This window comes from Rhizobium sp. A37_96, from assembly GCF_053521765.1.
Genome location: NZ_JBNWDS010000001.1, coordinates 1,144,958 through 1,169,425, shown reverse-complemented (window position 1 = coordinate 1,169,425; position 24,468 = coordinate 1,144,958). Strand labels below are relative to the sequence as shown.

General features: G+C 61.3%; 22 protein-coding genes. 15 read left to right on the top strand and 7 right to left on the bottom strand.

Annotated features, from left to right (window positions below):
• The first annotated feature begins 112 nt into the window (after nt 1-112).
• Nucleotides 113-1,081, top strand: a complete 969-nt coding sequence (locus tag ACQZ6J_RS05660) for a 2-hydroxyacid dehydrogenase (protein ID WP_449082531.1) — start codon at nt 113-115, stop codon at nt 1,079-1,081.
• Here ACQZ6J_RS05660 and ACQZ6J_RS05655 read toward each other — a convergent pair whose 3' ends face one another.
• Complete coding sequence (locus tag ACQZ6J_RS05655; RefSeq protein WP_163986796.1) at nt 1,082-1,870, bottom strand: gamma-glutamyl-gamma-aminobutyrate hydrolase family protein; 789 nt, start codon at nt 1,868-1,870, stop codon at nt 1,082-1,084.
• A 293-nt stretch (nt 1,871-2,163) separates the two neighbouring features.
• Here ACQZ6J_RS05655 and ACQZ6J_RS05650 point away from each other — a divergent pair, with 293 nt between their 5' ends.
• The 7 genes from ACQZ6J_RS05650 (at nt 2,164) to ACQZ6J_RS05620 (ending at nt 10,402) form a co-directional block, all read left to right on the top strand.
• A complete protein-coding gene (locus ACQZ6J_RS05650; protein ID WP_163986795.1) occupies nt 2,164-3,270 on the top strand; it encodes a TRAP transporter substrate-binding protein in 1,107 nt (368 codons plus the stop codon).
• A gap of 229 nt (nt 3,271-3,499) precedes the next feature.
• Nucleotides 3,500-5,803, top strand: a complete 2,304-nt coding sequence (locus ACQZ6J_RS05645) for a putative bifunctional diguanylate cyclase/phosphodiesterase (RefSeq protein WP_449082528.1) — start codon at nt 3,500-3,502, stop codon at nt 5,801-5,803.
• A 359-nt stretch (nt 5,804-6,162) separates the two neighbouring features.
• Nucleotides 6,163-6,918 (top strand): N-acyl amino acid synthase FeeM domain-containing protein, encoded by a 756-nt coding sequence (locus ACQZ6J_RS05640; protein ID WP_163986793.1) that lies wholly within the window; start codon nt 6,163-6,165, stop codon nt 6,916-6,918.
• 178 nt (nt 6,919-7,096) lie between these two features.
• Nucleotides 7,097-7,321: an aa3-type cytochrome c oxidase subunit IV gene (locus ACQZ6J_RS05635; RefSeq protein WP_163986792.1), complete on the top strand. Its 225-nt coding sequence runs from the start codon at nt 7,097-7,099 to the stop codon at nt 7,319-7,321.
• A gap of 112 nt (nt 7,322-7,433) precedes the next feature.
• Nucleotides 7,434-8,597, top strand: a complete 1,164-nt coding sequence (locus ACQZ6J_RS05630; protein ID WP_449082525.1) for a Re/Si-specific NAD(P)(+) transhydrogenase subunit alpha — start codon at nt 7,434-7,436, stop codon at nt 8,595-8,597.
• Between the two features lies 1 nt (nt 8,598).
• Nucleotides 8,599-8,997 carry a proton-translocating transhydrogenase family protein gene (locus tag ACQZ6J_RS05625; protein WP_163986790.1) on the top strand — a complete coding sequence of 133 codons (399 nt, stop codon included), beginning with the start codon at nt 8,599-8,601 and terminating at the stop codon, nt 8,995-8,997.
• A 10-nt stretch (nt 8,998-9,007) separates the two neighbouring features.
• Nucleotides 9,008-10,402 carry an NAD(P)(+) transhydrogenase (Re/Si-specific) subunit beta gene (locus tag ACQZ6J_RS05620; RefSeq protein ID WP_449082786.1) on the top strand — a complete coding sequence of 465 codons (1,395 nt, stop codon included), beginning with the start codon at nt 9,008-9,010 and terminating at the stop codon, nt 10,400-10,402.
• Between the two features lie 221 nt (nt 10,403-10,623).
• On the opposite strand, the gene ACQZ6J_RS05615 is transcribed toward ACQZ6J_RS05620, so the two are convergent.
• The 4 genes from ACQZ6J_RS05615 to rpsU form a co-directional block, all read right to left on the bottom strand.
• Nucleotides 10,624-12,279: a sensor histidine kinase gene (locus tag ACQZ6J_RS05615; protein WP_449082523.1), complete on the bottom strand. Its 1,656-nt coding sequence runs from the start codon at nt 12,277-12,279 to the stop codon at nt 10,624-10,626.
• 199 nt (nt 12,280-12,478) lie between these two features.
• Nucleotides 12,479-13,603: an NAD(P)/FAD-dependent oxidoreductase gene (locus tag ACQZ6J_RS05610; protein ID WP_449082521.1), complete on the bottom strand. Its 1,125-nt coding sequence runs from the start codon at nt 13,601-13,603 to the stop codon at nt 12,479-12,481.
• A gap of 114 nt (nt 13,604-13,717) precedes the next feature.
• Complete coding sequence (locus tag ACQZ6J_RS05605) at nt 13,718-14,593, bottom strand: tetratricopeptide repeat protein (protein ID WP_449082519.1); 876 nt, start codon at nt 14,591-14,593, stop codon at nt 13,718-13,720.
• A 138-nt stretch (nt 14,594-14,731) separates the two neighbouring features.
• A complete protein-coding gene (gene rpsU, locus ACQZ6J_RS05600) occupies nt 14,732-14,944 on the bottom strand; it encodes a 30S ribosomal protein S21 (RefSeq protein WP_004117638.1) in 213 nt (70 codons plus the stop codon).
• Nucleotides 14,945-15,291: 347 nt separating this feature from the next.
• Between rpsU and ACQZ6J_RS05595 the strand changes: the two genes are divergently transcribed.
• The 7 genes from ACQZ6J_RS05595 to ACQZ6J_RS05565 all read left to right on the top strand — a co-directional run bounded on the left by ACQZ6J_RS05595 (nt 15,292) and on the right by ACQZ6J_RS05565 (nt 21,809).
• Nucleotides 15,292-15,570, top strand: coding sequence for a hypothetical protein (locus ACQZ6J_RS05595; protein ID WP_449082517.1), 279 nt, complete (start codon nt 15,292-15,294; stop codon nt 15,568-15,570).
• Nucleotides 15,571-15,731: 161 nt separating this feature from the next.
• Nucleotides 15,732-16,985 carry a sarcosine oxidase subunit beta family protein gene (locus ACQZ6J_RS05590; RefSeq protein ID WP_449082515.1) on the top strand — a complete coding sequence of 418 codons (1,254 nt, stop codon included), beginning with the start codon at nt 15,732-15,734 and terminating at the stop codon, nt 16,983-16,985.
• A complete protein-coding gene (locus ACQZ6J_RS05585; RefSeq protein WP_449082513.1) occupies nt 16,985-17,404 on the top strand; it encodes a hypothetical protein in 420 nt (139 codons plus the stop codon). The genes ACQZ6J_RS05590 and ACQZ6J_RS05585 overlap by 1 nt, the downstream gene beginning before the upstream one ends.
• Before the next feature lie 15 nt (nt 17,405-17,419).
• Nucleotides 17,420-17,785: a sarcosine oxidase subunit delta gene (locus tag ACQZ6J_RS05580; protein ID WP_449082511.1), complete on the top strand. Its 366-nt coding sequence runs from the start codon at nt 17,420-17,422 to the stop codon at nt 17,783-17,785.
• Entirely contained in the window at nt 17,782-20,778 is a 2,997-nt protein-coding gene (locus ACQZ6J_RS05575) for a sarcosine oxidase subunit alpha (RefSeq protein WP_449082509.1), read from the top strand. The genes ACQZ6J_RS05580 and ACQZ6J_RS05575 overlap by 4 nt, the downstream gene beginning before the upstream one ends.
• Nucleotides 20,771-21,319, top strand: a complete 549-nt coding sequence (locus ACQZ6J_RS05570; protein WP_163986781.1) for a sarcosine oxidase subunit gamma — start codon at nt 20,771-20,773, stop codon at nt 21,317-21,319. Before ACQZ6J_RS05575 ends, ACQZ6J_RS05570 begins: the two co-directional genes overlap by 8 nt.
• Before the next feature lie 64 nt (nt 21,320-21,383).
• The gene (locus ACQZ6J_RS05565; RefSeq protein ID WP_449082506.1) at nt 21,384-21,809 is read left to right on the top strand and encodes a hypothetical protein; all 426 of its coding nucleotides are present in this window, start codon (nt 21,384-21,386) and stop codon (nt 21,807-21,809) included.
• Here ACQZ6J_RS05565 and ACQZ6J_RS05560 read toward each other — a convergent pair.
• Nucleotides 21,806-22,294 (bottom strand): MaoC family dehydratase, encoded by a 489-nt coding sequence (locus ACQZ6J_RS05560; RefSeq protein ID WP_113435512.1) that lies wholly within the window; start codon nt 22,292-22,294, stop codon nt 21,806-21,808. The genes ACQZ6J_RS05565 and ACQZ6J_RS05560 overlap by 4 nt on opposite strands.
• A gap of 133 nt (nt 22,295-22,427) precedes the next feature.
• On the bottom strand, nt 22,428-24,398 hold the full coding sequence (glgX, locus tag ACQZ6J_RS05555; RefSeq protein ID WP_449082504.1) for a glycogen debranching protein GlgX: 1,971 nt from the start codon (nt 24,396-24,398) through the stop codon (nt 22,428-22,430).
• Nucleotides 24,399-24,468 lie beyond the last annotated feature (70 nt).

The window sequence follows — 24,468 nt, the reverse complement described above, 5'->3', positions numbered from 1 at the left end:
ATTCCTGAACCGTTCCATCTCATTGTTTACGCAATTCCGGACGGAAAACCGCTGCGCACTTTTCCCGGGATTGCCTGAATAGCGCCGAACCGTGTCTCAAGAGGAAAGATCCATGTCCGATAATCGCATCGCCGTCCTCGTTCCGGGGAAGATACATCCGCGTGTTCTCGAAAGGCTCGAAAAGCAGTTCGATATCGTGTCCGTCGAGCGCGATGGCGGCCCGAAGGTCGACGGGGAAATTGCGGCCCGCGTGCGCGGTGTCGCCGTTTCCGGCGGCTTCGATGCCGCCTGGATCGACGCTCTTCCGAATATCGAGGTCATCGCCAATTTCGGCGTCGGCTACGACGGTATCGACGTCAAGCACGCGGCATCCAGGGGGATCGTCGTCACCAACACGCCCGACGTGCTGAACGATGAGGTCGCCGATACCGCGATTGCCCTGTTGCTGAACACGCTGCGGCAGTTCCCGAAGGCGGAAGGCTGGCTGCGCGACGGGCGCTGGGTGAAGGACGGGGCGTTTCCGCTTTCGCCCTTTTCCATGAAGGGCCGCCGCGTCGGCATCTACGGTCTCGGCCGCATCGGTCTGGAGATTGCGAGAAGGCTGGAGCCGTTCAAGGTGAAGATCGGCTACCACACGCGCTCGCCGCGCGACTCCTTGCCCTACGACTACTATCCGACGCTAAAGGAGATGGCGCAATCGGTGGATACGCTGATCTCCATCGTGCCGAAGACGCAGGAAACGCACAAGGTCATCAATACGGAGATCCTGTCGGCGCTCGGACCGCAGGGCGTGTTCATCAATGTCGGCCGCGGCTGGTCCGTCGATGACGACGCGCTGATCGCCGCTCTCGGCAACGGAACGCTGGGTGCGGCCGGCCTCGATGTCTTCTATGACGAACCCAATGTCCCGGCCGGCTATCTCTCGCTGCCGAACGTTTCGCTGCTGCCGCATGTGGCGTCCGCCTCGGTGCCGACGCGCAATGCCATGGCCGATCTTGTCGCCGACAACATCATCGAATGGTTCGCGAAGGGCCGGCCGCTGACGCCGGTGCCGGAAACGCCGGTCAAGCCGCGCGGCTGATCACACGGCCTTTTGCTGATAGGGAGCGGCGGCGAGCCGCTCCTTGCTTGCCGCGTAGTCGCGCACGGCATCGCCGAAGGCCACGAAGAGCTTGCGCGACGGCGAATCCGTTTCCGCCCAATATTCCGGATGCCATTGCACGCCGACGGCAAAGGCCTTGGCGCCGATGACGGAAACGGCTTCGATCGTGCCGTCTTCGGCCAGCGCCTCGACCTGCAGCTTCGGAGCGGTATCGGCGATCGCCTGACGGTGCAGCGAGTTGACGCGCACCTCGCCAGGCCCGACGACGCGGGCGATGCAGGAGCCTTCCTTGACGAAAACGCTCTGGCGGATGGAATACATCGTATCGCGGTCGACATTCTGCGGCTTGCGGTGATCCCAGATGCCGGGCTGCTCCTGGATCTCGCTTGCAAGCGTCCCGCCGAGCGCAACGTTCAGTTCCTGAATGCCGCGGCAGATGGCGAGCATCGGAATGGCGCGGTCGATGGCGCGGCGAATAAGCGGGAGCGACGTCGCATCGCGCGCCGGATCGAAGGGGCCGTCGCTTTCGCGCGCTTCCTTTCCATAGAGAGACGGATGGACATTGCTTGCCGAACCGGAGACGAGCAGTCCGTCGACCCGGTCCAGAATGGCGTCCGCATCATTGTCTTCTTCGAGCGCCGGAACGATCAGCGCCATCAATCCCGCAGCCTTCACGGCGGCGCGGACATATTGCAGTTGCACCGCGTGCCAGTTCGCGCCGTCGAACTCGCGGATGTCGGCGGGAATGGCGATGATCGGTCTGGACATTCAGGGCTCCGGAAGCTGCGAAACGGTTGTGCATCGAAACCTCTGGATGACCATGATGTCAATCCGAGGGCAGATGCACGCGCCATGAACTTACGCGAAGACGGCCCGACCGGCAACGCGCAGTGGTCTTGATCGGGCTTTGTTTCCCGTCGTTACGCGGATGTACAGGAATCGCCATAATGCGGTGCAAGAGCAAACTTGAAAGACCGTGTGCGGCATGGTTAGTTCCATCGCTTGCGCCGTGACGGGGAGCGCGCCGCTCTCCAGCAATGCCGTCCGTATGGGAGAATTCGATGGATCGCCGTTCCTTCATAAGGCGGGCAGGCGCCGTTGGCGCAGGTGCTGCAGCCTCCGCGCTTGCAAGCCCGGCCCTTGCCCAGGAATATCCGAAGATCACCTGGAAGATGACCTCTTCCTTTCCGAAGAGCCTGGACACGATCTATGGCGGTGCGGAAGATATCGCCGCGCATGTGTCCGATGCGACGAACGGCAATTTCGTCATCCAGACTTACGAGGCCGGCGAAATCGTACCCGGCGCGCAGGCCGCCGATGCGGTGAGCGCCGGCACTGTCGATGCGGCGCATACCTGCTCCTACTATTTCTCGGACAAGGACCCGACCTATGCCATCGGCACGGCGCTGCCGTTTGGCCTCAATGCCCGGCTGACCAATGCCTGGTTCTACCAGGGCAACGGCAATAAGCTGATGAACGAATTCTATGCCACACAGGGCATACTGGGCCTGCCGGCCGGGAACACCGGCGCCCAGATGGGCGGCTGGTTTCGCAAGGAAATCAACACGCTCGATGACCTCAAGGGCCTGAAGATGCGCATTGCCGGCCTTGCCAGCAAGGTCATCGAGAAAATCGGCGTGGTGCCGCAGCAGGACATTCCGGTCAACGGTGTCTACGACGCATTGAACAAAGGCACGGTCGATGCGGTGGAATGGGTCGGCCCCTATGACGATCTGAAGCTCGGGCTGCAGAAGATCGCCAAATATTACTATTATCCGGGCTGGTGGGAAGGCGGCGCCGTGGTGCACGCCTTCTTCAATCTCGAAAAATGGAATGCCTTGCCGAAGAACTATCAGGTGATCCTCACCGACGCCTGCGCCTTCGCCAACACCAACATGCTGGCGAAATACGATGTGAAAAACCCTCAGGCGCTCAAGGACATCGTGCAGCAGGGCGTGACTTTGCGGCCGTTCAGCCAGGAGATCATGGAGGCCTGCTTCCAGGCAGCCAGCGCGCTTTACGCGGACCTCTCCAAATCGAACGACTATTTCAAGCGCATCTATGAGGATCAAGTTGGCTATAAGAAGGATGCGTATCTTTGGATGCAACTTTCAGAGTATACTTTTGATACATTCATGATGATTCAGCAGCGAGCGGGTAAGCTTTGATCGTATTATATAAGTCTTTAGTGATATCTTGTTTTGCTCATCGGTGACTGAATATTATATCCACGGTAGAGTGCGATGGGAGTGACTGCACTAATACGATGCGGATCGTAATCTAAATTCAACGTAAGTTACCGGTATGATTGGAAAATCTGTACAGATGCGTGCTATTTGGGCAATCAAATTTTAAAAAGTTTCAACTAGGGTGTCCGCCGCATCAGGGGAAGTCTGAATGAAGCCTCCAAGCCCGGACACCGTGCCGACGGATGTTTATCTGTCGTTCGTCAGTTCGCTTTTCGGAAACCGTAAAACACTCTTTACGGGCGTGTTCGTTCACATCCTCACATATGTCGTCGTTTTTCTCAGCACGCATGCAAGCATCTATCTCGTCCTTTGCCTGGCTTTCGCCGCCGTGTTCGGCTTGCGCATGTATTCGTTCTGGCTGTTCGATGCGGCCGACAAGCATAGTTTCAAGCGCGCCGATATCGCCAGATGGGAAACGCGCTATGTGATCGGCGCGGCCGCGACGGCCTCCATACTCGGCATCGGAAGCGGCTATGCCATCCTGATCGTGCAGGATCCGCTGGCGGAATTCATCTGCATCGCCGTCACGATGGCGTCGATGGTATCGATCGTCGGCCGCAACTACGGTTCGCAGAAGGCGATCGATCTGCAGACGCTTGCCTGCTGTCTTCCCATCATCATCGCCTGCCTGATGTCGCAGCAGCTGTACAAGGCGATCGTTTCGGTCATGCTCGTCCCGTTCGGGCTGACGACCCGCGCGATGGCGAACGGCGTGCGGGAGTTTCTCTACAAGAACGTCATCGCCTCGCGTGAGATATCGCTGATCGCCGACAGGTTCGACACCGCGCTCAACAACATGACGCACGGACTGTTCATGCTGGATGCCGACAACCGCATCCTCGTCGTCAATCGCAAGGCCTGCGAGCTTCTGAATTTCGCGCATCCGGAACAGCTCAAGGACTGCGAGTTCGATGTCGTCCTGCGCTACGGCGCGCGCAACGCCTTCATCGACGGATCGCTGCCGGGGCTTATCCAGCGGCAGATGGCGCAGCTTGTCAGCGGTACGCTGTCACGCACCCTCATTCAGTTCAACGAGGACCAGTTTCTGGAGTTCTCGGCCAGTCGGCGCGCGGATGGGATCGTGATCCTGATCTTCGAGGATGTGACGGTGCGCATCCGGGCAGAGCGCAAGATTCTGCATATGGTGCGCTATGATCCTCTGACGGGATTGCCGAACCGCGAATATTTCGTCGAACTGGTCAAGGAAAGGCTCGCTACGCGCACACGGGAAAGCCAGATCGGGATCCTGGTTCTCGATGTCGACGATTTCAAGCATGTCAACGATACCAAGGGGCACATTGCCGGCGATCGCCTGCTGGTCGCCATTGCCGAGCGGCTGAAGGAATTCGCTGGCACCTCCGCGATCGCCGCACGCCTTGTCGGCGACCAGTTCATGCTGTTCTTTCCGAATGAGGGCGGTGCGCCCGGTATCGACAGCCGCATCCGCGAACTGCACGCGGCGATGACGGGCACGTATGATGTCGATGACAACAGCTTCCGGATTTCCTTCAGCGGCGGATATGTGGCGATGTCGAGCCGGGAATTCCGGCCGGAGGAATGGCAGATCAAGGTCGATCTGGCGCTGTTCGATGCCAAGTCGCGGATGAAGGGCGGGTGCAGCGCCTTCGAACAGGAGATGGATGCACGCTATGTCGAGCGCCAGAAGCTGAAGGACGATTTGCGCGAAGCCGTGGAAGCCGGCAAGCTTCACGCCGTTTACCAGCCGATGTTCACGCCCGACGGTTCGCGCATCGACTGCTGCGAGGCCCTGGCGCGCTGGATTCATCCGGAAAAGGGCTCGATTCCTCCGAATATCTTCGTGCAGGTCGCCGAGGAGATGGGGATCGTTGCCGGCATCACCCGCTTCATGATCAACCAGGCTTGCCGGGACTGCGTTTCATGGCCTGAACCGCTCGCCGTCTCGGTCAATCTCTCGGCGCAGGATCTGCGCAGCGACGATATCATCGGTATTGTCACGGAAGCGCTCGAGGTCTCCGGTCTGGTGCCTTCGCGGCTGCATCTCGAAGTGACCGAAAGCTGCCTGATGGACGAAGTGGCGACCGTCCGATCCATCCTTGCCGATTTGCGCAGCAAAGGCATCACGATCGCGATCGACGATTTCGGCACGGGATTTTCCAGCCTCAGCTATCTCGATTCGCTGCCTGTGGACGTCGTCAAGATCGATCGGTCTTTCGTGCGCGACATCACCACGGACAGCCGCCGTTTCAAGCTTTTGTGCGGCATCGTCGATCTTTCCCGCGCGCTCAGCCTCCATATCGTGATCGAGGGCGTCGAGACGCTGGAGCAGCTGGCGCTTATCGTCGAGAAGAATCTGGCCGACATCATCCAGGGCTATGTATTCTCCGCGCCCGTGTCGCACGAGCAGATCGTCGAGATGGTCGACAATCTCAGCCGCCGGCTGCCTATCGTGCGGCAGGATCACGTCGCCTGACGTGACGAGCGGCCGCGCGTCTTTGTTCCGATTAGCACAGCGGCCTCGCAGGCGGTGATGGCAAGGCGTCGCTGCAGTCGAAGAGGACGCTCGTTCAGCGCATCCCGAGCGGCTTGTCGGGGCCAGAAATCACGCACCCCCGCTCGTTTTTAGTCTGGTGAAACAGCCGGATTGATCCCGCATAGTCCTGTCGGCAAAACAGCGAAAGCTCGATCGCTCTCGCGCAGCCAAATCTATACCGGTATTGGTTAAAGAAATTAACCTTAATGGATGAATAGTTAATAAAAGTTAAATCAAATATTGATCAAGTTCTCCGTTACTACCATTAATGTTTCGTTAACCATTACGGAACATGAACCATGACTCATATGAGTGCTTTGCAAGACAGCTTCGCCGGCAAGCTGATGGCGGTGCTCGATCACGTAGAATACCGCCGGATCGAAACCAGCGAAGACATGGAGGATGTGGCGCGGCTGCGCTACAAGGCCTACAAGTCGCGCGATGTCTTGCCAGTGGCGGCCAAGAACTTGATCGATGACATCGATTTCGATGATCATGCCTATGTTTTCGGAGTTTATTACTTCGAAGAACTGGTAAGCACGGTGCGAATACATCATGTCACGCCGGACCATCGCATATGCCAGTCGACCGGTATCTTTCCCGAGGAGATCCACGCCTTCCTCGACGCCGGCATGACGTTGATCGATCCGGCGCGCTTTGCCGTCGATCCCGATTTCGAGCTGGACTTGCCGGCTTTGCCCTATCTGACGCTAAGGCCTGCGATCGTCGGCGCGATCTATTTCAACACGGATCGCGTCATGCAGCACATCCGTCCGGCGCATGCGGCCTTTTACAAGCGCGTCTTCTATGCCGATACGGTCGTGCCGCCACGCATGACCAAGACCTACGGTTTCGAGCTGACGCTCCTGGCGTCACGCTCGAAGGAGATTCGCGGCAAGTTGATGAAACGATATCCGTTTTTCGATTCGGAACCCTATGAGCGGCGAATGATGTTCTCCCGTGGGGAGGATACCGGCTCGCCGCCCCTGACCATTTTGCCGACGGCGCGGCTGGCAAGCGGAGGCCGACGCGAAATCCGCGGGCAATTCGGTTAGGCTGCGCGCGCCGTGCGACCTTCTCGTGCATTGCATTTTTCCTCGCTTTGTGTAACCCCTCGGTAGAGGAAATTCGGTTGCGGCATCTCTTTGCGGGATGCCGCAGCTTTTGAGGACAAACTCCAGCCGCCAGATCCAGGTGATCTGCCGGAGGAGAGGATTGAGGGGAGATTTCTGAATGGCCGAACATCATACCGGACCGGTCGAAACCGGCGCTGCCATGGACTACAAGGAGCATGAGAAGACCTACAATCTTTTCGTCTCGGGCGCCAAGGTCGGATCCGCGATCGTTGCTGCGTTGCTGATCGCGATGGCGGCCGGTTTCTTCGGTCATGCCGGCTTCCTCGGCGGCATCCTTATTTTCATCGTTCTTTCCATCGCCAGCATCATCCTGTTGCGCTGACGTCCCAGGGCTGATCGACGCCGGTCCTTTCTGGTCCGAGCCTTCCCGTGATTCTGCAGGCTGCATCGCCGCCGTGTTCAGGCGTGCCGCCGTTTGATGCGAGGTATTGTCGTTGAGCAATCTGGTTTTCGTGGCCAAGGAAAGCGTGGCGGAAGAGACGCGTGTCGCGGCTTCCGTCGAGACGGTGAAGAAGATGAGGAACCTCGGCTTCGATGTCGTGATCGAAGCCGGTGCCGGCACGCTGTCGCGCATTCCGGATGCGGAATATGAAGCCGTCGGCGCGCGAATCGGCTCCATCGGCGATGCGAAGGCGGCCGACGTCGTTCTCAAAGTCAGGCGGCCGAAAGGCAGCGAGATTGCCGGCTACAAGAATGGCGCCGTCGTGATCGCCATCATGGATCCGTATGGCAACGAGGCGGCGCTTGCGGAAATGGCGCGCGCAGGGCTGACGAGCTTTGCCATGGAGCTGATGCCGCGCATCACCCGCGCGCAGTCGATGGACGTGCTTTCGTCGCAGGCCAATCTGGCCGGCTATCAGGCGGTCATCGAGGCTGCGGCCGTTTATGACAGGGCGCTGCCGATGATGATGACCGCGGCGGGCACGGTGCCGGCCGCCAAGGTGTTCGTCATGGGCGCCGGGGTTGCCGGCCTGCAGGCGATCGCCACGGCACGGCGGTTGGGAGCGCTGGTCTCCGCAACGGATGTGCGCCCGGCTGCCAAGGAGCAGGTCGCCTCGCTCGGGGCGAAATTCATCGCCGTCGAAGATGAGGAGTTCAAGGCGGCGGAGACCGCCGGCGGCTATGCCAAGGAAATGTCCAGGGATTATCAGGCGAAGCAGGCAGCTCTCGTTGCCGATCATATCGCCAAGCAGGACATCGTCATCACCACGGCGCTGATCCCCGGCCGGCCGGCGCCGCGGCTCGTCAGCCGCGACATGCTGAAGGCGATGCGTCCGGGTGCGGTCGCGGTCGATCTCGCCGTCGAGCGCGGCGGCAATATCGAGGGCGCCGAATACGGGACAGTGGCCGAAGTCGAGGGCGTCAGGGTGATCGGCTATCCCAACATGGCGGGCCGGATCGCGGCCAGCGCCTCCGCCCTCTATGCCAAGAACCTCGTCACTTTCCTGGAAACGATGGTCGACAAGGACAGCAAGAGCTTCGGCCTCAACCGCGCCGACGAGCTGATCAAGGCGACGATGCTGACCGACGGCGGCGAAGTCGTGCACCCGAATTTCGTCGACCCCGACCAGCCGACGGTCAACAAGGGAGGTCTCTGAGATGGCCAGCCAAGCAATGGAGCAGGCACTCCGGCAACTGAACGACGCCGTGTCCGCCGTCACGACCGCCGCCGCACAGGCGCCGGAGGCTGCCAGCGCCGCGACGGGCGGGGCGGTCGATCCTTTCGTCTTCCAGCTCGCGATCTTCGTGCTGGCGATCTTCGTCGGCTATTACGTCGTCTGGTCGGTGACGCCGGCCTTGCATACGCCATTGATGGCGGTGACGAACGCCATCTCCTCGGTCATCGTCGTCGGTGCGCTGCTGGCCGTGGGCATTTCGGCGAGCGGCCTTGCCACCGGCTTCGGCTTCGTGGCGCTGGTGCTCGTTTCGGTCAATATCGTCGGCGGTTTCCTTGTCACCCAGCGTATGCTGGCGATGTACAAGAAGAAAGACAAGTGAGGGTGGCATGCTGACCAATATCGCGGCCTTCCTCTACCTGGTGTCCGGCGTCCTGTTCATCCTGGCGCTGCGTGGCCTCTCTCACCCCGCAACCAGCCGGCGCGGCAATCTCTATGGCATGATCGGCATGGGCATCGCCATCGCCACCACGCTGGTTTTGGCAACGCCATCCTTCGGCGGCTTCGTGCTGATCGTTCTCGGTCTTGCCATCGGCGGCGGAGCAGGGGCCTATATCGCCCGCGTCATTCCAATGACGTCGATGCCGCAGCTTGTCGCCGGCTTCCATTCGCTCGTCGGTCTCGCAGCCGTCCTCGTGGCCGCTTCCGCGCTCTATACGCCATCTTCCTTCGGGATCGGCGACATCGGCCATATTCATACGGAAGCCCGCATCGAAATGGCGATCGGCGTCGCCATCGGCGCATTGACCTTCACCGGCTCGATCATCGCCTTCCTGAAGCTTGACGGGCGCATGTCCGGCAAACCGATCCTGCTGCCGAGCCGGCATATCATCAACGCGGCCCTGCTTGTCCTGATCGTGTTCTCCGTCATCAGCCTGGCAGTCAGTGAAAGCCACTTCGCCTTCTGGGCCGTCGTCGCGCTGTCGCTGGCGCTCGGGGTGCTGCTGATCGTGCCGATCGGCGGCGCCGACATGCCGGTCGTCGTATCGATGCTGAATTCCTATTCCGGCTGGGCCGCCGCCGGCATCGGCTTCACGCTCGGCAACCTGGCGCTCATCATCACCGGCGCGCTTGTCGGGTCTTCGGGTGCGATCCTGTCCTACATCATGTGCAAGGGCATGAACCGCTCCTTCATCTCGGTCATCCTCGGCGGCTTCGGCGGCGAGACGGTATCGGGCGGGGCCGACAATTCCGACAAGACCGTGAAGCTCGGCTCGGCCGAGGATGCCGCCTATCTGATGGCGAATGCCTCCAAGGTCATCATCGTGCCGGGCTACGGCATGGCGGTGGCGCAGGCCCAGCATGCGTTGCGCGAAATGGCGGACAGGTTGAAGGCGCACGGCGTCGAGGTGAAATATGCCATTCACCCCGTTGCCGGCCGCATGCCCGGCCACATGAACGTCCTGCTCGCCGAAGCCAACGTCCCCTATGACGAGGTCTTCGAGCTGGAGGACATCAATTCGGAATTCGCCCAGGCCGATGTCGCCTATGTCATCGGTGCAAACGACGTCACCAATCCGGCGGCGCGCGACGACAAGACCTCGCCGATCTACGGTATGCCAATCCTCGATGTCGACAAGGCCAAGACCTGCCTCTTCGTCAAGCGCTCGCTCGGCTCGGGCTATGCCGGCATCGACAACACGCTGTTCTACAAGGACGGCACGATGATGCTGCTCGGCGACGCCAAGAAGGTGACCGAGGAAATCGTCAAGGCGATGAACGAATAACACGCAGCGTCTATGCTCGGTTCCCGCGCCTTGGGGTGGGGACTGAGCCGAGCGATGAGCGCCTGGATTGCCATCGCGGCCTGCTGTCTGGCTCTGGCTCCGGTGGCATCATCGTGGAGGACCGTGCGACGTTTCGCCGTGCCGCCGAATTGACCGGCAACGAGAGAGAACCTGCTTTGTTGCTGGCGCGCGCCGAGGTTCCCCTCAGGCGGCAATAGGCTTCATGTCCGCTGTCGTTCCATCGTGTTTCGCGGCGCGGTCAGGATCCAGACGAGGCCGGTGGGCCGGAAATCGACCTCGACATTGCCGCTGAAGGAGGCGGCGGCGTGGGTTTTGGTGACGGTGGTGCCGAAGCCGCTCTCGCTCGGCGGCTTGACCGGCGGCCCGCCGCTCTCGGTCCAGACGAGGCGAATGATGGTTCCGATCTCGCCGGTTTCATTCGTCCATTCGATGGTAATCTTACCCTCCGGTGCCGACAGCGCCCCGTATTTCACCGAATTGGTCGCAAGCTCGTGCAGGACGAGGCCGAGATTCTGCACGGCCTCCGGTTTCAGCAGGAAATCATTGCCGAGGACGTCGAGCTGCTGCGGCGCCTGCAGGAAGGTCGCGAGATGGATGTCGATCACCCGGCGCAGCGAAACGCCGGACCATTGTTCACTGGTCAGGACCTCGATCGAACGCGCCAGCCCTTCCAGCCGGTCGGCGACGGCGCGCTGGAATGTATCGACGCTGTCCGTCTGCCGCGCGAGCTGCCGGGTCATCGCCTGGGCAAGCGCCAGCAGGTTCTTGGTACGGTGAACGAGCTCGTGCATGACGAAATGCAGCCGGTCTTCCGTGACGCTTCGGTCGAAGGACGCGTTGGAAAGCGCAACGGCCACTTGGTTGGCCTCGATCACGCTGGTATCGATCGGCGCCACGATCTCGCCGCGTCCCATGCGGTCCGCCATGTCGGCGATGCTCTGTATGGTAATGCGCACCTGGCGCGCCAGCGCGTAGACGGCAATCAGCGCGATCAGCAGCAGGGTCACGCCGCCATAGATCAGGAAGCGCCATGTGCTCATCAGCGAGGCCTGCGCGGAGGCTATGGGTCCCCAGACGACCGCTTTCCAGGACCAGCCGGAAATCTGCGCATAGCCCAGCACTGCGTTCGGCAGGACCTTGTCATCCTGGTAGACGCCGCTGGATGCGATCAGCCTCGGCAATATATCCTTGTTGAACATATCGCCGGGCGCAAGGGTCGTCGGGCCGCCGGCGGCAACGACATGGCCGGACTTGTCGAGGACGGCCGCCGACCAGCCTGGCGGAAGGGCTTCCGTCGTTACCAGCTTGGCGAGTTCGTCCGCATCCTGGGTCACCGCCAAAGCGGCGCCGGCGGGAGAGTGCTCGAGCGGCAGGGTGACATTGTAGACCCAGCGGCGGGCATTCGCGCCTATGAAGACATCGGATGCCTCGATGCGGCCCGAGTCCAGCGCCGATTGCAGGGCCGGCATATTGCCGGTCTTGCCAAGAGGCTTGCCGAGGGGCCAGCGCGTATTCAGCCGGAGCTGGCCATCCTTTTCCATGAGGAGGACGAAGAGCGAATCGGTGCGCAGAACCGTTTCCGTCCGGGCGAAGAAGGTGGCGATATCGTTGCGCTCCAGCTCCGGCGAGGAGGACAAGAGCCGCAGCGTCGTCGCCATGTCCTGCAATTGCCGGTCGATGACGCGCGCCAGGGCCTGGGCGTCCTGAACCGTATCGCCTTTCAGCGCATCGCGCTCATTGTCTTCCAGCTGAACCAGCAGCAGTGCGACGAAGGCCAGAATAGGCAAGGCAATCGCCAGGGCTATGGCGATCAGATAGGCTCCAATCGACGCTTTCGGGAAATGCAGTTTCCTCATGAGGCGATCAACCGATCGTGCCTCCACGACGATCTGAAGCGCCGGCAAACGCGAAAGGAATGGTTTTGGTCGTCATGCCAAGCGCCCCCGTGCCCAGACCCGAGCTACATGCTCTCGAAGCGCCCATGTTAGGGCTCGGTAAATTGCCTTGCAACATCTGAAAAGTCATTGCTGCGAATTCGTAAGCGATCCCGGGTATTTAAGATTGCGGCAATGCATCCCTTGGGTTGCGCGGACCCGGCGCTTCGCCGGGCTGGGCGAAACGGGAAAGCCGGAAGGACGCAAGCTGGGGATCCGCCTTGCCATCGACGATCTCCTCAGCTGCCAGCAGGCCGACTAGGGGCGCCAGCGTTACGCCGGAATGCAGAACGGCGAGATAGAGACCGGGTGCTGCGTCGACCTCACCCAGAATGGGGAAGCCGTCCCTCGGTGTCGGGCGATGGCCGATCGTGTGGAAATCCAGTTCAAGGGCTTCGCCGCCTTTCAGGGCTGCCTGGACCTTGGTGAAAAGTCTGCGGGCAGCGGCCTCAGGATTGTCGCCGGGATCGGTGCCGCCGAAATCGCCGCCGGCAATGATCCGTCCTTCCAGCGTCTGGCGCATATGCAGCCCCGGCGCCATCACCAGCCCGTTCAGAAGCTTTTTCGTAGGGCGGGAATGAACGATGAGCCCCGGCGGCGTTTCGAGCGGCACGAGGATATCGGCCGATGCCGCCAGTGCCGCCGTGCCCGCGCCGGCGGCAAGAACGACATGATCGGCGTGCATCACCCCTTCGCTCGTTTCGATGCCGATCATCCGGCCACCCTCCCGGAGCAGAGCTTTGACTTCGACGTCGAACAAGATGGTCGCGCCTCGGCTCCGGGCGTCGTTCAGCAGCAGTTCGGCGGCTGCGACCGGCTCGACTGCACCCTCCTCGGCGATATGCAGCGCATAGTCCGGGGGATTGGCGAGATTCGGTTCGATCATCGTGCTGGTGGCCCGATTGACCGGCTGTATGCCATAGCCCCAGCCATGATGCTGCGCCGCATAGGCGTCGAGCTCCGCTTCGGGCAGATCCCAGCACAGGCCGCCGCACCACGACAGAGGCAGATCGGGAAGATCGGCGGCAAGCCTCGACCATTCCGCCATCGAACGGTGACGGAGCTGGAAATAGAATTCCGGATTGCCCCAGCTCGCATTGATCCAGGCGAAGGAATTCGGCGTCGCAACGCCGCCGCTCTGCTGCGCGACCACGGTGACGGATGCGCCCTTGCGCTGGAGATGCCAGGCAATGGACGCACCGATGATGCCGGCACCGATGACGATGATTTTCTGAGGGGAGGGCATGTCGCTGTCTCGTTCGGATTGATGTGAACCGAGACTAGGCTTTCCATAAGGCAAAGAAAAGCCGCCGGGCGAGGTTCGCCGGGCGGCCGCTGATCCGATTGCCAGGCGCCCTTGTCAGGCGCCGGCGCCGACGCGGGACAAACCGTCCTTGGCCGGCTGGTAGCTTGGGTCGAGGTTGACCGCGTGCTGATAGGAGCGGCGGGCTTTCGCCTTGTCACCCTTGCGCTCGTAGACGAAGGCCTGGTTCGCCCAGGATTCGGCAACCTTGTTGTTCAGCTCGATGGCATGATTGAAGTCGGCGAAGGCGTTGTCGTCGTCGTTCTGCGCGAGATAGGAGATGCCGCGGCTGTTATACGGCTCCGGCGAGTTCGGCGAGAGCGAGATCGCCTTGGAGAAGTCGTCGATAGCCTTATCCTGCTGATTGCGCTTCTGGTAGATCACGCCGCGGCCGTTATAGGCGCGGCCATCCGTGGTGCCGAGGCTGATGGCCTTGGAGTAATCGTTGAAGGCGTCGTTGTCGCGGCCTGCCTGGCGATAGAGATTGCCCCGGCCGATATAGGCGACATCGTAATTGCCGTTGATCTGCAGCGCGGCGTTGTAGTCCGCGATCGCTTCCGGCAGCTTGCCCATGTTGCGGTAGATGAGCGCGCGGTTGGCGTAGGCCTGATAGAACTTCGGATTGAGCTGGATCGCCTGATTGAAGTCGCCGAGCGCGCGGTTGAAATCACCGCCGCGGCCATAGGCCGTGCCGCGCACATTGTAGCCTTCGGGATCCTGCGGATTGGCATTGATGACCGACGTCAGCGACGCGATGTTTTCCGAAGACCCCTGCGCCTTGTCGATGCGGATCACGTTATCCGTGGAAGCGGTCTGGCAGCCGGAGAGGCTGATCGCGGCAAGAATCGCCAAGGCAGGCAGCATTGCCGCGCGCTTCGAAACGAGGAAGGAGAGGTTCGAAGTGCGGAACTTTACGGAAGTCGTCATTGCCATTATCGGGTTCGCTTTCCCCATGCGTCATATCAGGCTGTTCTGATTTAATCCGATTTGCGCAGAGAATAAATCAAAAAGGCGGCGGCGAACGACTCGCCCCCGCCACACATGCATCTGAAAACGTCGAAAAAACGGCGATTACTTGGCTACCAGGCCTTCGCGCTGAGCGCGCTTGCGAGCAAGCTTGCGAACGCGACGAACAGCTTCAGCCTTTTCGCGAGCACGCTTCTGCGACGGCTTTTCGTAGTAGTCGCGCATCTTCATTTCGCGGAAAATACCTTCGCGCTGCATCTTCTTCTTGAGAGCGCGGAGAGCCTGGTCAACATTGTTATCGCGGACAAGTACCTGCACGAGAATCACGTTCCTTTGGTTTGGTTGATGCCAGCGGCGACAGCAGCGCCAGGAGGCAAAAATATAACGTTCGCGCAGCCGTAGCCTTGCGATTGGTTAGGCGAGATAGCAGATCGATTTGTCAAAGTCTAGCCAGATCGTGAGTTTGCAGGGGAAAAAGCGGCTTGTCGAGTGCCGAGTTGAGCTGACGCTGCTTTCGCCGCTTTGTGAAGGTGCGAAAATGAGGGCTCGATTTGCGATGTTTTGCGACACTGACACGCCTGTGCGAAGAATCCGGATCACAGTCATTCGCGCGTCACAGTGGCTCTGATTCCTGTGGTTGGGTGGTGCGAAGGGAGAAACGCCTTATGGACTCACTTGGCCTCGTTGCCGCCGGAAGGCTGCTTGCCGTGCCCATGCTTGTGCTCGTCGTTCTTGCTGCAACGGTTGCGCCCGCCGCAGCCGGTGACGTGCGTTTCGGCAAGAATGTCCGCGTCGGCGGTCACGATTTTTCGCACCAGACTTTTGACAGCAAGCATCGCGCGAGAATCTATCTTTATGAGCGAAAGCCGCGGAAAGAGGGATGCGCCTGGCGTAGCGGTGGTCATGGCGGGCGGGTAAAGGTCTGCCATCTGCAACGCAAATGAAGCTGTTAAGAAGATGTAAGCACGCCGTTCGAGTGCCTGGCAATCTTAACCGTGTCGAAAGCCGGTCCTGAATGCGTCGCAAAAGAGCCGTTGTGTCGGTTTTCGATTTGCGATTTGTATGACCCATCAAAAGGCGTCTTGCCTGAAGGAGTTGAGGGCGAATGCGTAAATACTCGGTTTTTGCCGTGGCAAGGGAAGCGATGCGGGCTCACAAGGGCTGGGAGGCTCAATGGACCTCGCCCGAGCCGCGCAAGGAGTATGACGTCATCATCGTCGGGGCCGGCGGTCATGGTCTCGGCGCGGCCTACTATCTCGCCAAGGAGCACGGCATCACCAATGTCGCCGTGATCGAAAAGGGCTGGCTCGGCGGCGGCAATACCGGCCGCAATACGACGATCATCCGCTCGAACTATCTCTACGAAGAGAGCATGCACATCTACGAGCATTCGATGAAGCTCTGGGAGGGGCTGTCTCAGGATCTCAATTACAATGTCATGTATTCGCCGCGCGGCGTGATGATGCTGTCGCACAATGTACACGACCAGCAGTCCTTCAAACGGCATATCCATGCCAACCGTCTCTACGGCATCGACAATGAATGGCTGACGCCGGAACAGGCGAAAGCCTATTGTCCGCCGCTCGATATTTCCAGCACGGCGCGCTACCCGATCAACGGCGCGGCCCTGCAGCGTCGCGGCGGCACGGCGCGGCACGATGCGGTGGCCTGGGGCTTTGCCCGCGCGGCTTCCGACCGCGGCGTCCACATCATCCAGAATTGCGAAGTGACCGGCATCCGCCGCGCGCCGGATGGCTGCGTGACCGGCGTCGACACGACGAAGGGCTTCATCGGCGCCAAGAAGATCGGCGTTTCCGCGGCCGGTCACACCACCGTCGTCATGCAGATGGCGGGCGTGCGCGTGCCGCTGCAATCGAGCCCGCTGCAGGCGCTCGTTTCCGAGCCGCTGAAGCCGATCTTCCCCTGCGTCGTCATGTCGAACACGGTGCATGCCTATATCTCGCAGTCCGACAAGGGCGAGCTCGTCATCGGCGCGGGCACGGACCAGTATAATTCCTACAGCCAGACCGGCGGTCTGCAGATCATCACCCATACGCTGGATGCGATCTGCGAGCTCTTCCCGATGTTCCGCCGCGTCAAGATGATGCGCTCCTGGGGCGGCATCGTCGACAACACGCCGGACCGTTCGGCGATCCAGTCGAAGACGCCGGTTCCGGGGCTCTACGTCAATTGCGGCTGGGGCACGGGCGGTTTCAAGGCGACGCCGGGTTCGGCCAATCTCTTCGCGCATCTCATTGCCCGCGACGAGCCGCACAAGTTCAATGCCGGGCTTAATCTGGATCGCTTCCGCACCGGCCGGTTGATCGACGAGGCGGCCGCGGCGGCCGTGGCGCACTGATGCTGGCGGCGGTCGGGATCCTTCTTGCAGCGGGGCTTTCTTTGCCAGCGGGAACGATCACGATCGAAGTCAATGATCTGGTTCCGGGGGTCAAGGATTTTCGCATGCAGGTGATCCACAAGGCGAAGGATGAAGCCGATTGGCCCTTCGTGGCCGAAAGCGGAACGCTGCTTTGCGCCAAGGTGTTGAACCAGCCGATGGTATACTTCGTGCCGGAGCAGACGCCGGAGGTATCAAGGGCTTTCGCACTGGATACGGATCTCTTGGGCATGAGCATGGTCAATCTGGGAATGACCAACGTGCTGAAATCCTACGAATCGCTGGAGACGCTTTTGAAGCGCATAACACCTTTCGTCACCATGGGACGGCGGCTCTGCGCCCAGCCTCCCGGTACAAGCCTTTCGGGCTCCGAGCTTTAACACAGGTAGAAAACGATGCTGCTGATTTACTGCCCCTATTGCGAGGAAGAGCGTTCGGAACTCGAATTCCGCAACGCCGGCGACGCGCATATCGTGCGGCCGGCCAATATCGCCGGAATCTCGGATGAGGAGTTCGAGGAATATTTCTTCCTGCGCGACAACCCGAAGGGCCTGATCTTCGAACGCTGGCGGCATATCCATGGCTGCGGCCGCTTCTTCAACGCGGCGCGCGACACCGTGAGCGATCATTTCTACCGCACCTACAAGGCCGGCGAGCCGAAGCCGGATCTCGCGACGCTGCTGCCGGGTGCCGCCGAGCCGGTCGTCCAGAGCCAGAACGAACAAGAACAGACGGCACAAAAAGAGGGATTTGCTGAATGAGCGGCGCCAATCGTATCGCGGGCAAGGGACGTCTGACGCCGGCCAGAACCGCCCGCTTCACCTTTGACGGCAAGAGCTATACGGCGCTCGAAGGCGACACCGTTGCCTCGGCCCTGCTTGCCAACGGCGTTCATCTCGTCGGCCGGTCGTTCAAATATCACCGCCCGCGCGGCATTCTTTCGGCCGGGGCCGAGGAGCCGAATGCGCTGCTCGATATCTCGCGCGATGCGGCGCGGCGGCAGCCGAACGTGCGCGCCAGCGTGCAGGAGGTCTTCGACGGCATGAAGGCGCAGTCGCAGAACCGTTGGCCGTCGCTGGCCTTCGATGTCGGCGGCGTCAACAATCTTGCCGCGCCTTTCTTTGCGGCCGGCTTCTACTACAAGACCTTCATGTGGCCGAAGGCGGCCTGGAAGCACATCTACGAACCTCTCATCCGTCGTGCCGCCGGCCTCGGCGTCGCGCCGACGGAGGAGGATCCGGATCACTATGCCAGCCGCTATGCCCATTGCGACGTGCTCGTCGTCGGCGCCGGCATTTCCGGCCTTTCCGCTGCATTGGCCGCTGCCGAAACCGGCGCCAAGGTCATTCTCTGCGACGAGCAGGCGGAAGCGGGCGGCGCGCTGCGCTTCGACACCGGCGTCAAGATCGATGGCGTCGAGGGCTATGCCTGGGCGCAGGACGTCGTTGCCAAGCTCAAGGCGCTGCCGAATGTCGAGGTGCTGACCCGCACGACGGCCTTCGGCTACTACAATCACAATTTCTTCGGTCTTGCCGAACGGGTCACCGACCATCTGGCGAAGCCGGGCCGTAACCTGCCGCGCGAGCGCCTGTGGCAGGTCCGCGCCAAGCGCGTCATCCTGGCGACGGGCGCGATCGAGCGCCATATGGTGTTCCCGAACAACGACCGGCCCGGCATCATGCTGGCCTCGGCCGCGCGCGCCTATCTCAACCATTACGGCGTCGCCGTCGGCGCCAAGATCGGCGTCTACACCGCGCATGATTCGGCTTATGAAGCAGCTTTCGATCTCAAGCGCGCCGGCGTCTCCGTGGTTGCCATCGTCGATAGCCGTGCGCGGCCGGGCGAGGCAGTGTTGGCCGAAGCGAAGCGGCTCGGCATCGAAGTCATGACCGATTATGCGGTCATCGATACGGCCGGCAAGCTGCGCGTTTCCTCCATGACGGTTGCGCGCAACGGCAGCTCCAGCTCCCGCAAGATCGCCATCGATGCACTTCTGGTTTCCTCCGGCTGGACGCCCTCGGTCCATCTGTTCTCGCAGTCGCGCGGCAAGCTGAAATTCGATGCCGAGAAGCAGCGTTTCCTGCCGGGAACCTATGTTCAGGATTGCCTTTCGGTCGGCGCCTGCAATGGCACGGACGGTCTGCAGGCCGCCATCGAGGAATCGCTTGCCGCCGGCGAGCTGATGGCGCGCGCCACCGGCGCCACCAATGGCGGCGAGAAAATCCAGCTCCACGCCGAGCAGGCCTTCGAGTGGACCGGCGGTATGATCGGTGCGGCCGAAGGCGCCGGGCCGGACACGAATGCGAAGGCTTTCGTCGATTTCCAGCACGATGTCTGCGCCAAGGATATCCGCCTTGCGGTGCGCGAGGGCATGCATTCCATCGAGCATATCAAGCGCTTCACCACCAATGGCATGGCGTCCGACCAGGGCAAGCTTTCCAACATGCACGGGCTGGCGATTGCCGCCGAAATGCTCGGCAAGGACATTCCGCAGGTCGGTCTCACCACCTTCCGCGCGCCCTATACGCCCGTCACCTACGGCACGCTGATCAGCCATTCGCGCGGATCGCTGTTCGATCCCGCCCGCAAGACGCCGATGCATGCCTGGGAAGAGGCGCACGGCGCGATCTTCGAGGATGTCGGCAACTGGAAGCGCGCCTGGTTTTATCCGCGCGCCGGCGAGACCATGCACGAGGCCGTCAATCGCGAGTGCCGCACGGCGCGCGAAGTGGCTGGCGTGTTCGATGCCTCGACGCTCGGCAAGATCGAAGTGGTCGGGCCGGACGCGGCCGAGTTCCTGAACCTGATCTACACCAATGCCTGGGACACGCTGAAGCCCGGCCGCTGCCGCTACGGCATCATGACCCGCGAGGACGGCTTCGTTTATGACGACGGCGTCGTCGGGCGTCTGGCCGACGACCGCTTCCATGTAACGACGACGACCGGCGGTGCGCCGCGCGTGCTGCATCACATGGAGGATTATCTCCAGACCGAATTCCCGCATCTGAAGGTTTGGCTGACCTCCACCACGGAGCAATGGGCCGTTATCGCCGTGCAGGGGCCGAAGGCGCGGGAGATCATCGAGCCGCTCGTCGAGGGGCAGGATCTGTCCAACGAGGCCTTCCCGCATATGAGCGTGGCCGAGTGCAAGGTCTGCGGCGTGCCGGCGCGGCTGTTCCGCGTCTCCTTCACCGGCGAAGTCGGCTATGAAATCAACGTGCCGGCCGATTACGGCCAGTCGGTTCTGGAAGCCGTCTGGGCTCGTGCAGAACCGCTGGGCGCCTGCGCTTATGGCACCGAGACCATGCACGTCCTGCGCGCCGAGAAGGGCTATATCATCGTCGGCCAGGACACAGACGGCACGGTGACCCCCGACGATGCCGGCCTTGCCTGGGCAGTTTCCAAGAAGAAGACCGATTTCGTCGGCATTCGCGGCCTGAAGCGGCCGGATCTCGTCAAGGAAGGGCGCAAGCAGCTTGTCGGCCTTGTTACACGCGATCCGAAGGTGGTGCTGGAGGAAGGCGCGCAGATCGTCGCCGATCCGAACGAGCAGAAGCCGATGACCATGCTCGGCCATGTCACCTCGGCTTACTGGTCCGAAAATCTCGGCCGCTCCATCGCCTTCGCGCTCGTGGCCGGCGGACGCGAGCGCATGGGCAAGACGCTCTATGTGCCGATGCCCGACAAGACGATATCAGTCGAGGTGACGGATCTGGTGTTCTTTGACAAGGAAGGAGGCCGGATCAATGGCTGATCTCGCTACCCGCAAACTGCCGCTCGCCGGCCGCCACGGCGGCTCCTCGACCGTCCGGCTGACGCCAGCCGCACCGGCCAGCCGAATCTCGCTGCGCGCTCCCGCTGATTCCGTCGGCGGTCTTTCGCATGTGCTCGGCCTGCAGCTGCCGACCCGGCCGAAGACCTCGGCCAGCGCCAACGGTCGTCATGCCCTGTGGCTCGGCCCGGATGAATGGCTCGTCATCGACGAGAACGGTGCCGAACTCGTTGGGGTCGCCGCATCGTCCGGCGTGCTGCACTCGGCGACCGACGTTTCGCATCGCAACACAGCCGTTATCGTCTCCGGCCCCGGTGCCGAAGCGACGCTTGCCGCCGGCTGCCCGCAGGACGTTTCGTTGAGCGCATTCCCCGTTGGCGCCTGCTCGCGCACGCTCTACGGCAAGGCTGAAGTGGTGATCCTGCGGCTCGATGAAGAGACATTCCGCGTCGAGGTCTGGCGCTCCTTTTCCGACTATGTCTTTGGTCTTCTGGCCGAGGGCGCGGAAGATGCAGGCCTTTAGGCTCGACAGGCTTTTGCAAGCAAAGCCGACACAAAATCGGCTCGCGGCATAACAATCGCAACTGATGGCAATCGATCTTGTTTGCCATCAGTTTCGGTCGCATAATGGTTGTATCGGCGGGATCGAAACACTCGCCTTCAACCCGCACACTGGGACGCGCGACACAAAGGTCATGCCTATGGGCTCTGACAAAGATGGCCTTGAATATGATTCCAAGTCATGGACTGGAATAGGCCTTGGAAGCATGCAGCGAGCGATACCAAGTAAATTTAACGCTTTAGATCATATTCGAAGCTACTTGACGTTTTTCATACCTACAATAATAGTTCTTCATATAATTGAGCGGGCTTTAGACGGCAAAATTTCCTTTGATGCGCTTTCCATATTTTATGCATTAACTTCCCAGATCCCGGAAGCTTTATGCGGAATTGCGGCTCTTTTGCTGATTATACTTATACAGAAAATCCGTCCCCTCCTGAAAAAGTTTTAAGACTCCTCCGGCCGATCCTTCGGATCGAACTGCGATATGGTCGTCCATGTCGCGGTCAGCGCCGCTTTGCGCTCGTTTTCGATTTCGACGGTCACGTCATAGGTCAGCATCAGCATGCTGGCGCCGCGCAGCCGCGTTTCGGCAAGCTTGAAGCGACCGCGCACCCGCGCGCCGCATTTGACCGGCGACATGAAACGGATTTGCTCGAAACCGTAATTGATGCCCATGGTCTGTTCGCGGATCTTCGGAAGGGCGCTGTAGTTCATTGCCGAGAGCAGCGAGAGCGTCAGGAAGCCGTGGGCGATGGTGCCGCCATAGGGCGTTTCAGCCTTGGCGCGCTCGGGATCGACATGGATGAACTGATGATCGAGCGTCGCATCGGCAAAGGTGTCGATCATCGTCTGGTCAACGGTGATCCAGTCGGAAACGCCGATCTCGGTTCCCGCAAGTTTCATGATCTCAACAAGCGAAATTTCGCCGGGCATTCCCATCCTCGTCGGTCTGTGCCGTTCTGTCTCTTTGCGTCCACACAATTCCGGACGAAAAACCGCCGCGCTCTTCTCCTGGAATTGTTCTGGCGCCCTTTCTGGCGAATCGGGAATGAAAGCGCAACCGGGATCAGGTTTCCAGAAGGAAGGCAACGGAGCGGCCGGGAACGACGATCCGCTCTCCGGCAGCCGTTTCGCCCGTTGCGGTCAGCAGGGACCAGCCGCCATTCTCCGGGGCGGGCGGCGTGACGGAACACTCGGCTGCGGCGCGATTGAACAGTATGGCGAGGCGTGTCGATCGGCCTGTGGCGCGATCCTCAGTTCTCAGCGCCATGCCGAGGACGCTCGCGTTCGATGCCTGCCAGTCCGGCACCGTCATCGCCGTTCCGGCCGCGGAGAACCAGAGCACATCGCCATCGCCGTGAAAGAAGTCCATGTTGCCGAAGGCGGCGAAGCGGCGGCGCAGGCCGGCGAGCCACGCGGCATGGCCGATCAGTTCCTCGTCCAACGTCTTCCAATCCATCCAGGTCATCGCGTTGTCCTGGCAATAGGCGTTGTTGTTGCCCTGCTGGCTGCGCCCGGCTTCGTCACCGGCCGTCAGCATGATCGTGCCGCGCGTGGCAAAGAGCGTCGACAGCATGGCTTCGATATCGGCACGGCGCTTGCTCTGGATCGCTGGATCGTCTGTTCCGCCTTCGGCGCCGTTGTTCCAGGAAAAGTTTTCGTTGTGGCCGTCGCGATTGTTCTCGCCATTGGCTTCGTTGTGCTTGTTCTCGTAGGAAACGAGATCCATCAGCGTGAAGCCGTCATGGGCGGCGAGGAAATTGACGCTGCGCGTCTGCGTGCGCCCGTCACGACCGAAGATGGAAGAGGAACCGGCAAGCACGGTCGCGAGATCGCCGGCGCCGGCGTCGCCGCGCCAGAAGCGGCGCAGGTCGTCGCGGGCCCGGTCGTTCCACTCAAGGAAAGGCGCCGGGAAATTCCCAAGCTGGTAGCCGCCTGGGCCGATGTCCCAGGGCTCGGCGATCATGATCCTATCTCTGAGCACGTCATCGGCCAGCATGGTGCGCAGCGTCATGCTTTCCGGATCGAACCCCTTGCTGCCGCGGCCGAGCACGGTGGCGAGATCGAAGCGGAAGCCGTCTATGCCCGCGCAGCGCACGAAATGGCGCAGGCTGTCGATGACGAGCTTGCGGGTTGCCGGCTGATCGCAGGCCACGGTGTTGCCCGTGCCGGTATCGTTGACCAGCGTGCCGGGCTGATCCGGCAGGCTGCGGAAATAGGTGGGGTTGTCGAGACCGCGCAAGGACAGCGTCGGGCCCTGGCGGTCGCTCTCGCCGGTATGGTTGAAGACGAGATCGAGGATGACGGCGATGCCCTCGGCGTGAAGGGCGGCGACCGTCTCGCGCAGTTCCCGGATGCCGCCGGGGACCAGACGCGGGTCGAGCGCCATGAAGGCGACGGGATTGTAGCCCCAGCCATTGGTCAGGCCGAGCGGGGGGAGATGCCGTTCGTCGATCCATGCCGTGATCGGCATCAGCTCGACGGCGTCCACTTGCAGGCGCTTGAGATGCGCAATGATCGAGGGATGGGCGAGGGCGCCGAGCGTGCCGCGCATCTGCGCCGGCACATCCGGATGCAGCATCGTGAAGGGCTTTACGGCGATCTCGTAGACGAGGCCGCCGGGCTGAAACAACGGCTTGGCCGGCTTGACGGCGACAGCGCGCGTGACGATTGCCTTCGGCACGAGGTCCTGCGTGTCGGCTCCGAACACTCCCAGGCGCGGGTCGTAACGAAAGGGTCGGTCGATTTCCCTGGCATAGGGATCGACGAGCAGCTTGGACGGATCGAACCACAGGCCGCGATCGGGATCGTAGGTGCCATGGGCCCGCAGGCCATAGCGCGTGCCTTCCCCGGCATCCTTCACGAAAAGACGGTGCTCGTCTCCGTCGCGGGTGAACGGCAGGCGAGCGATCTCCTTGTGGCCTTCGGCATCGAACAGGCAGAGCTCCAAGCGCTCGGCATTCCTGGACCAGACGGCAAATTCAACGCCGGCATCGGTGAGGGTTGCACCCAGGCAGCGGGCTATCGGTTCTGACATGTCTTTGGGGCTTTCCGGATGACTCGAAACTTTTCCCTCTCCTTGCTTGCGGGGAGAGGGTTGGGATGTG

What these genes read in the sequence shown, in the direction of transcription:
- ACQZ6J_RS05640 (WP_163986793.1), top strand. Translation starts at nt 6,163, where the DNA reads ATGACTCATATGAGTGCTTTGCAAGACAGCTTCGCCGGCAAGCTGATG.
- ACQZ6J_RS05575 (WP_449082509.1), top strand. Translation starts at nt 17,782, where the DNA reads ATGAGCGGCGCCAATCGTATCGCGGGCAAGGGACGTCTGACGCCGGCC.
- ACQZ6J_RS05610 (WP_449082521.1), bottom strand. Translation starts at nt 13,603, where the DNA reads ATGCCCTCCCCTCAGAAAATCATCGTCATCGGTGCCGGCATCATCGGT.
- ACQZ6J_RS05645 (WP_449082528.1), top strand. Translation starts at nt 3,500, where the DNA reads ATGAAGCCTCCAAGCCCGGACACCGTGCCGACGGATGTTTATCTGTCG.
- ACQZ6J_RS05585 (WP_449082513.1), top strand. Translation starts at nt 16,985, where the DNA reads ATGCTGGCGGCGGTCGGGATCCTTCTTGCAGCGGGGCTTTCTTTGCCA.
- ACQZ6J_RS05565 (WP_449082506.1), top strand. Translation starts at nt 21,384, where the DNA reads ATGGCAATCGATCTTGTTTGCCATCAGTTTCGGTCGCATAATGGTTGT.
- glgX (WP_449082504.1), bottom strand. Translation starts at nt 24,398, where the DNA reads ATGTCAGAACCGATAGCCCGCTGCCTGGGTGCAACCCTCACCGATGCC.
- ACQZ6J_RS05655 (WP_163986796.1), bottom strand. Translation starts at nt 1,870, where the DNA reads ATGTCCAGACCGATCATCGCCATTCCCGCCGACATCCGCGAGTTCGAC.
- ACQZ6J_RS05560 (WP_113435512.1), bottom strand. Translation starts at nt 22,294, where the DNA reads ATGCCCGGCGAAATTTCGCTTGTTGAGATCATGAAACTTGCGGGAACC.
- ACQZ6J_RS05570 (WP_163986781.1), top strand. Translation starts at nt 20,771, where the DNA reads ATGGCTGATCTCGCTACCCGCAAACTGCCGCTCGCCGGCCGCCACGGC.
- ACQZ6J_RS05650 (WP_163986795.1), top strand. Translation starts at nt 2,164, where the DNA reads ATGGATCGCCGTTCCTTCATAAGGCGGGCAGGCGCCGTTGGCGCAGGT.
- ACQZ6J_RS05590 (WP_449082515.1), top strand. Translation starts at nt 15,732, where the DNA reads ATGCGTAAATACTCGGTTTTTGCCGTGGCAAGGGAAGCGATGCGGGCT.
- ACQZ6J_RS05660 (WP_449082531.1), top strand. Translation starts at nt 113, where the DNA reads ATGTCCGATAATCGCATCGCCGTCCTCGTTCCGGGGAAGATACATCCG.
- ACQZ6J_RS05615 (WP_449082523.1), bottom strand. Translation starts at nt 12,279, where the DNA reads ATGAGGAAACTGCATTTCCCGAAAGCGTCGATTGGAGCCTATCTGATC.
- ACQZ6J_RS05605 (WP_449082519.1), bottom strand. Translation starts at nt 14,593, where the DNA reads ATGGCAATGACGACTTCCGTAAAGTTCCGCACTTCGAACCTCTCCTTC.
- ACQZ6J_RS05635 (WP_163986792.1), top strand. Translation starts at nt 7,097, where the DNA reads ATGGCCGAACATCATACCGGACCGGTCGAAACCGGCGCTGCCATGGAC.
- ACQZ6J_RS05625 (WP_163986790.1), top strand. Translation starts at nt 8,599, where the DNA reads ATGGCCAGCCAAGCAATGGAGCAGGCACTCCGGCAACTGAACGACGCC.
- ACQZ6J_RS05580 (WP_449082511.1), top strand. Translation starts at nt 17,420, where the DNA reads ATGCTGCTGATTTACTGCCCCTATTGCGAGGAAGAGCGTTCGGAACTC.
- ACQZ6J_RS05595 (WP_449082517.1), top strand. Translation starts at nt 15,292, where the DNA reads ATGGACTCACTTGGCCTCGTTGCCGCCGGAAGGCTGCTTGCCGTGCCC.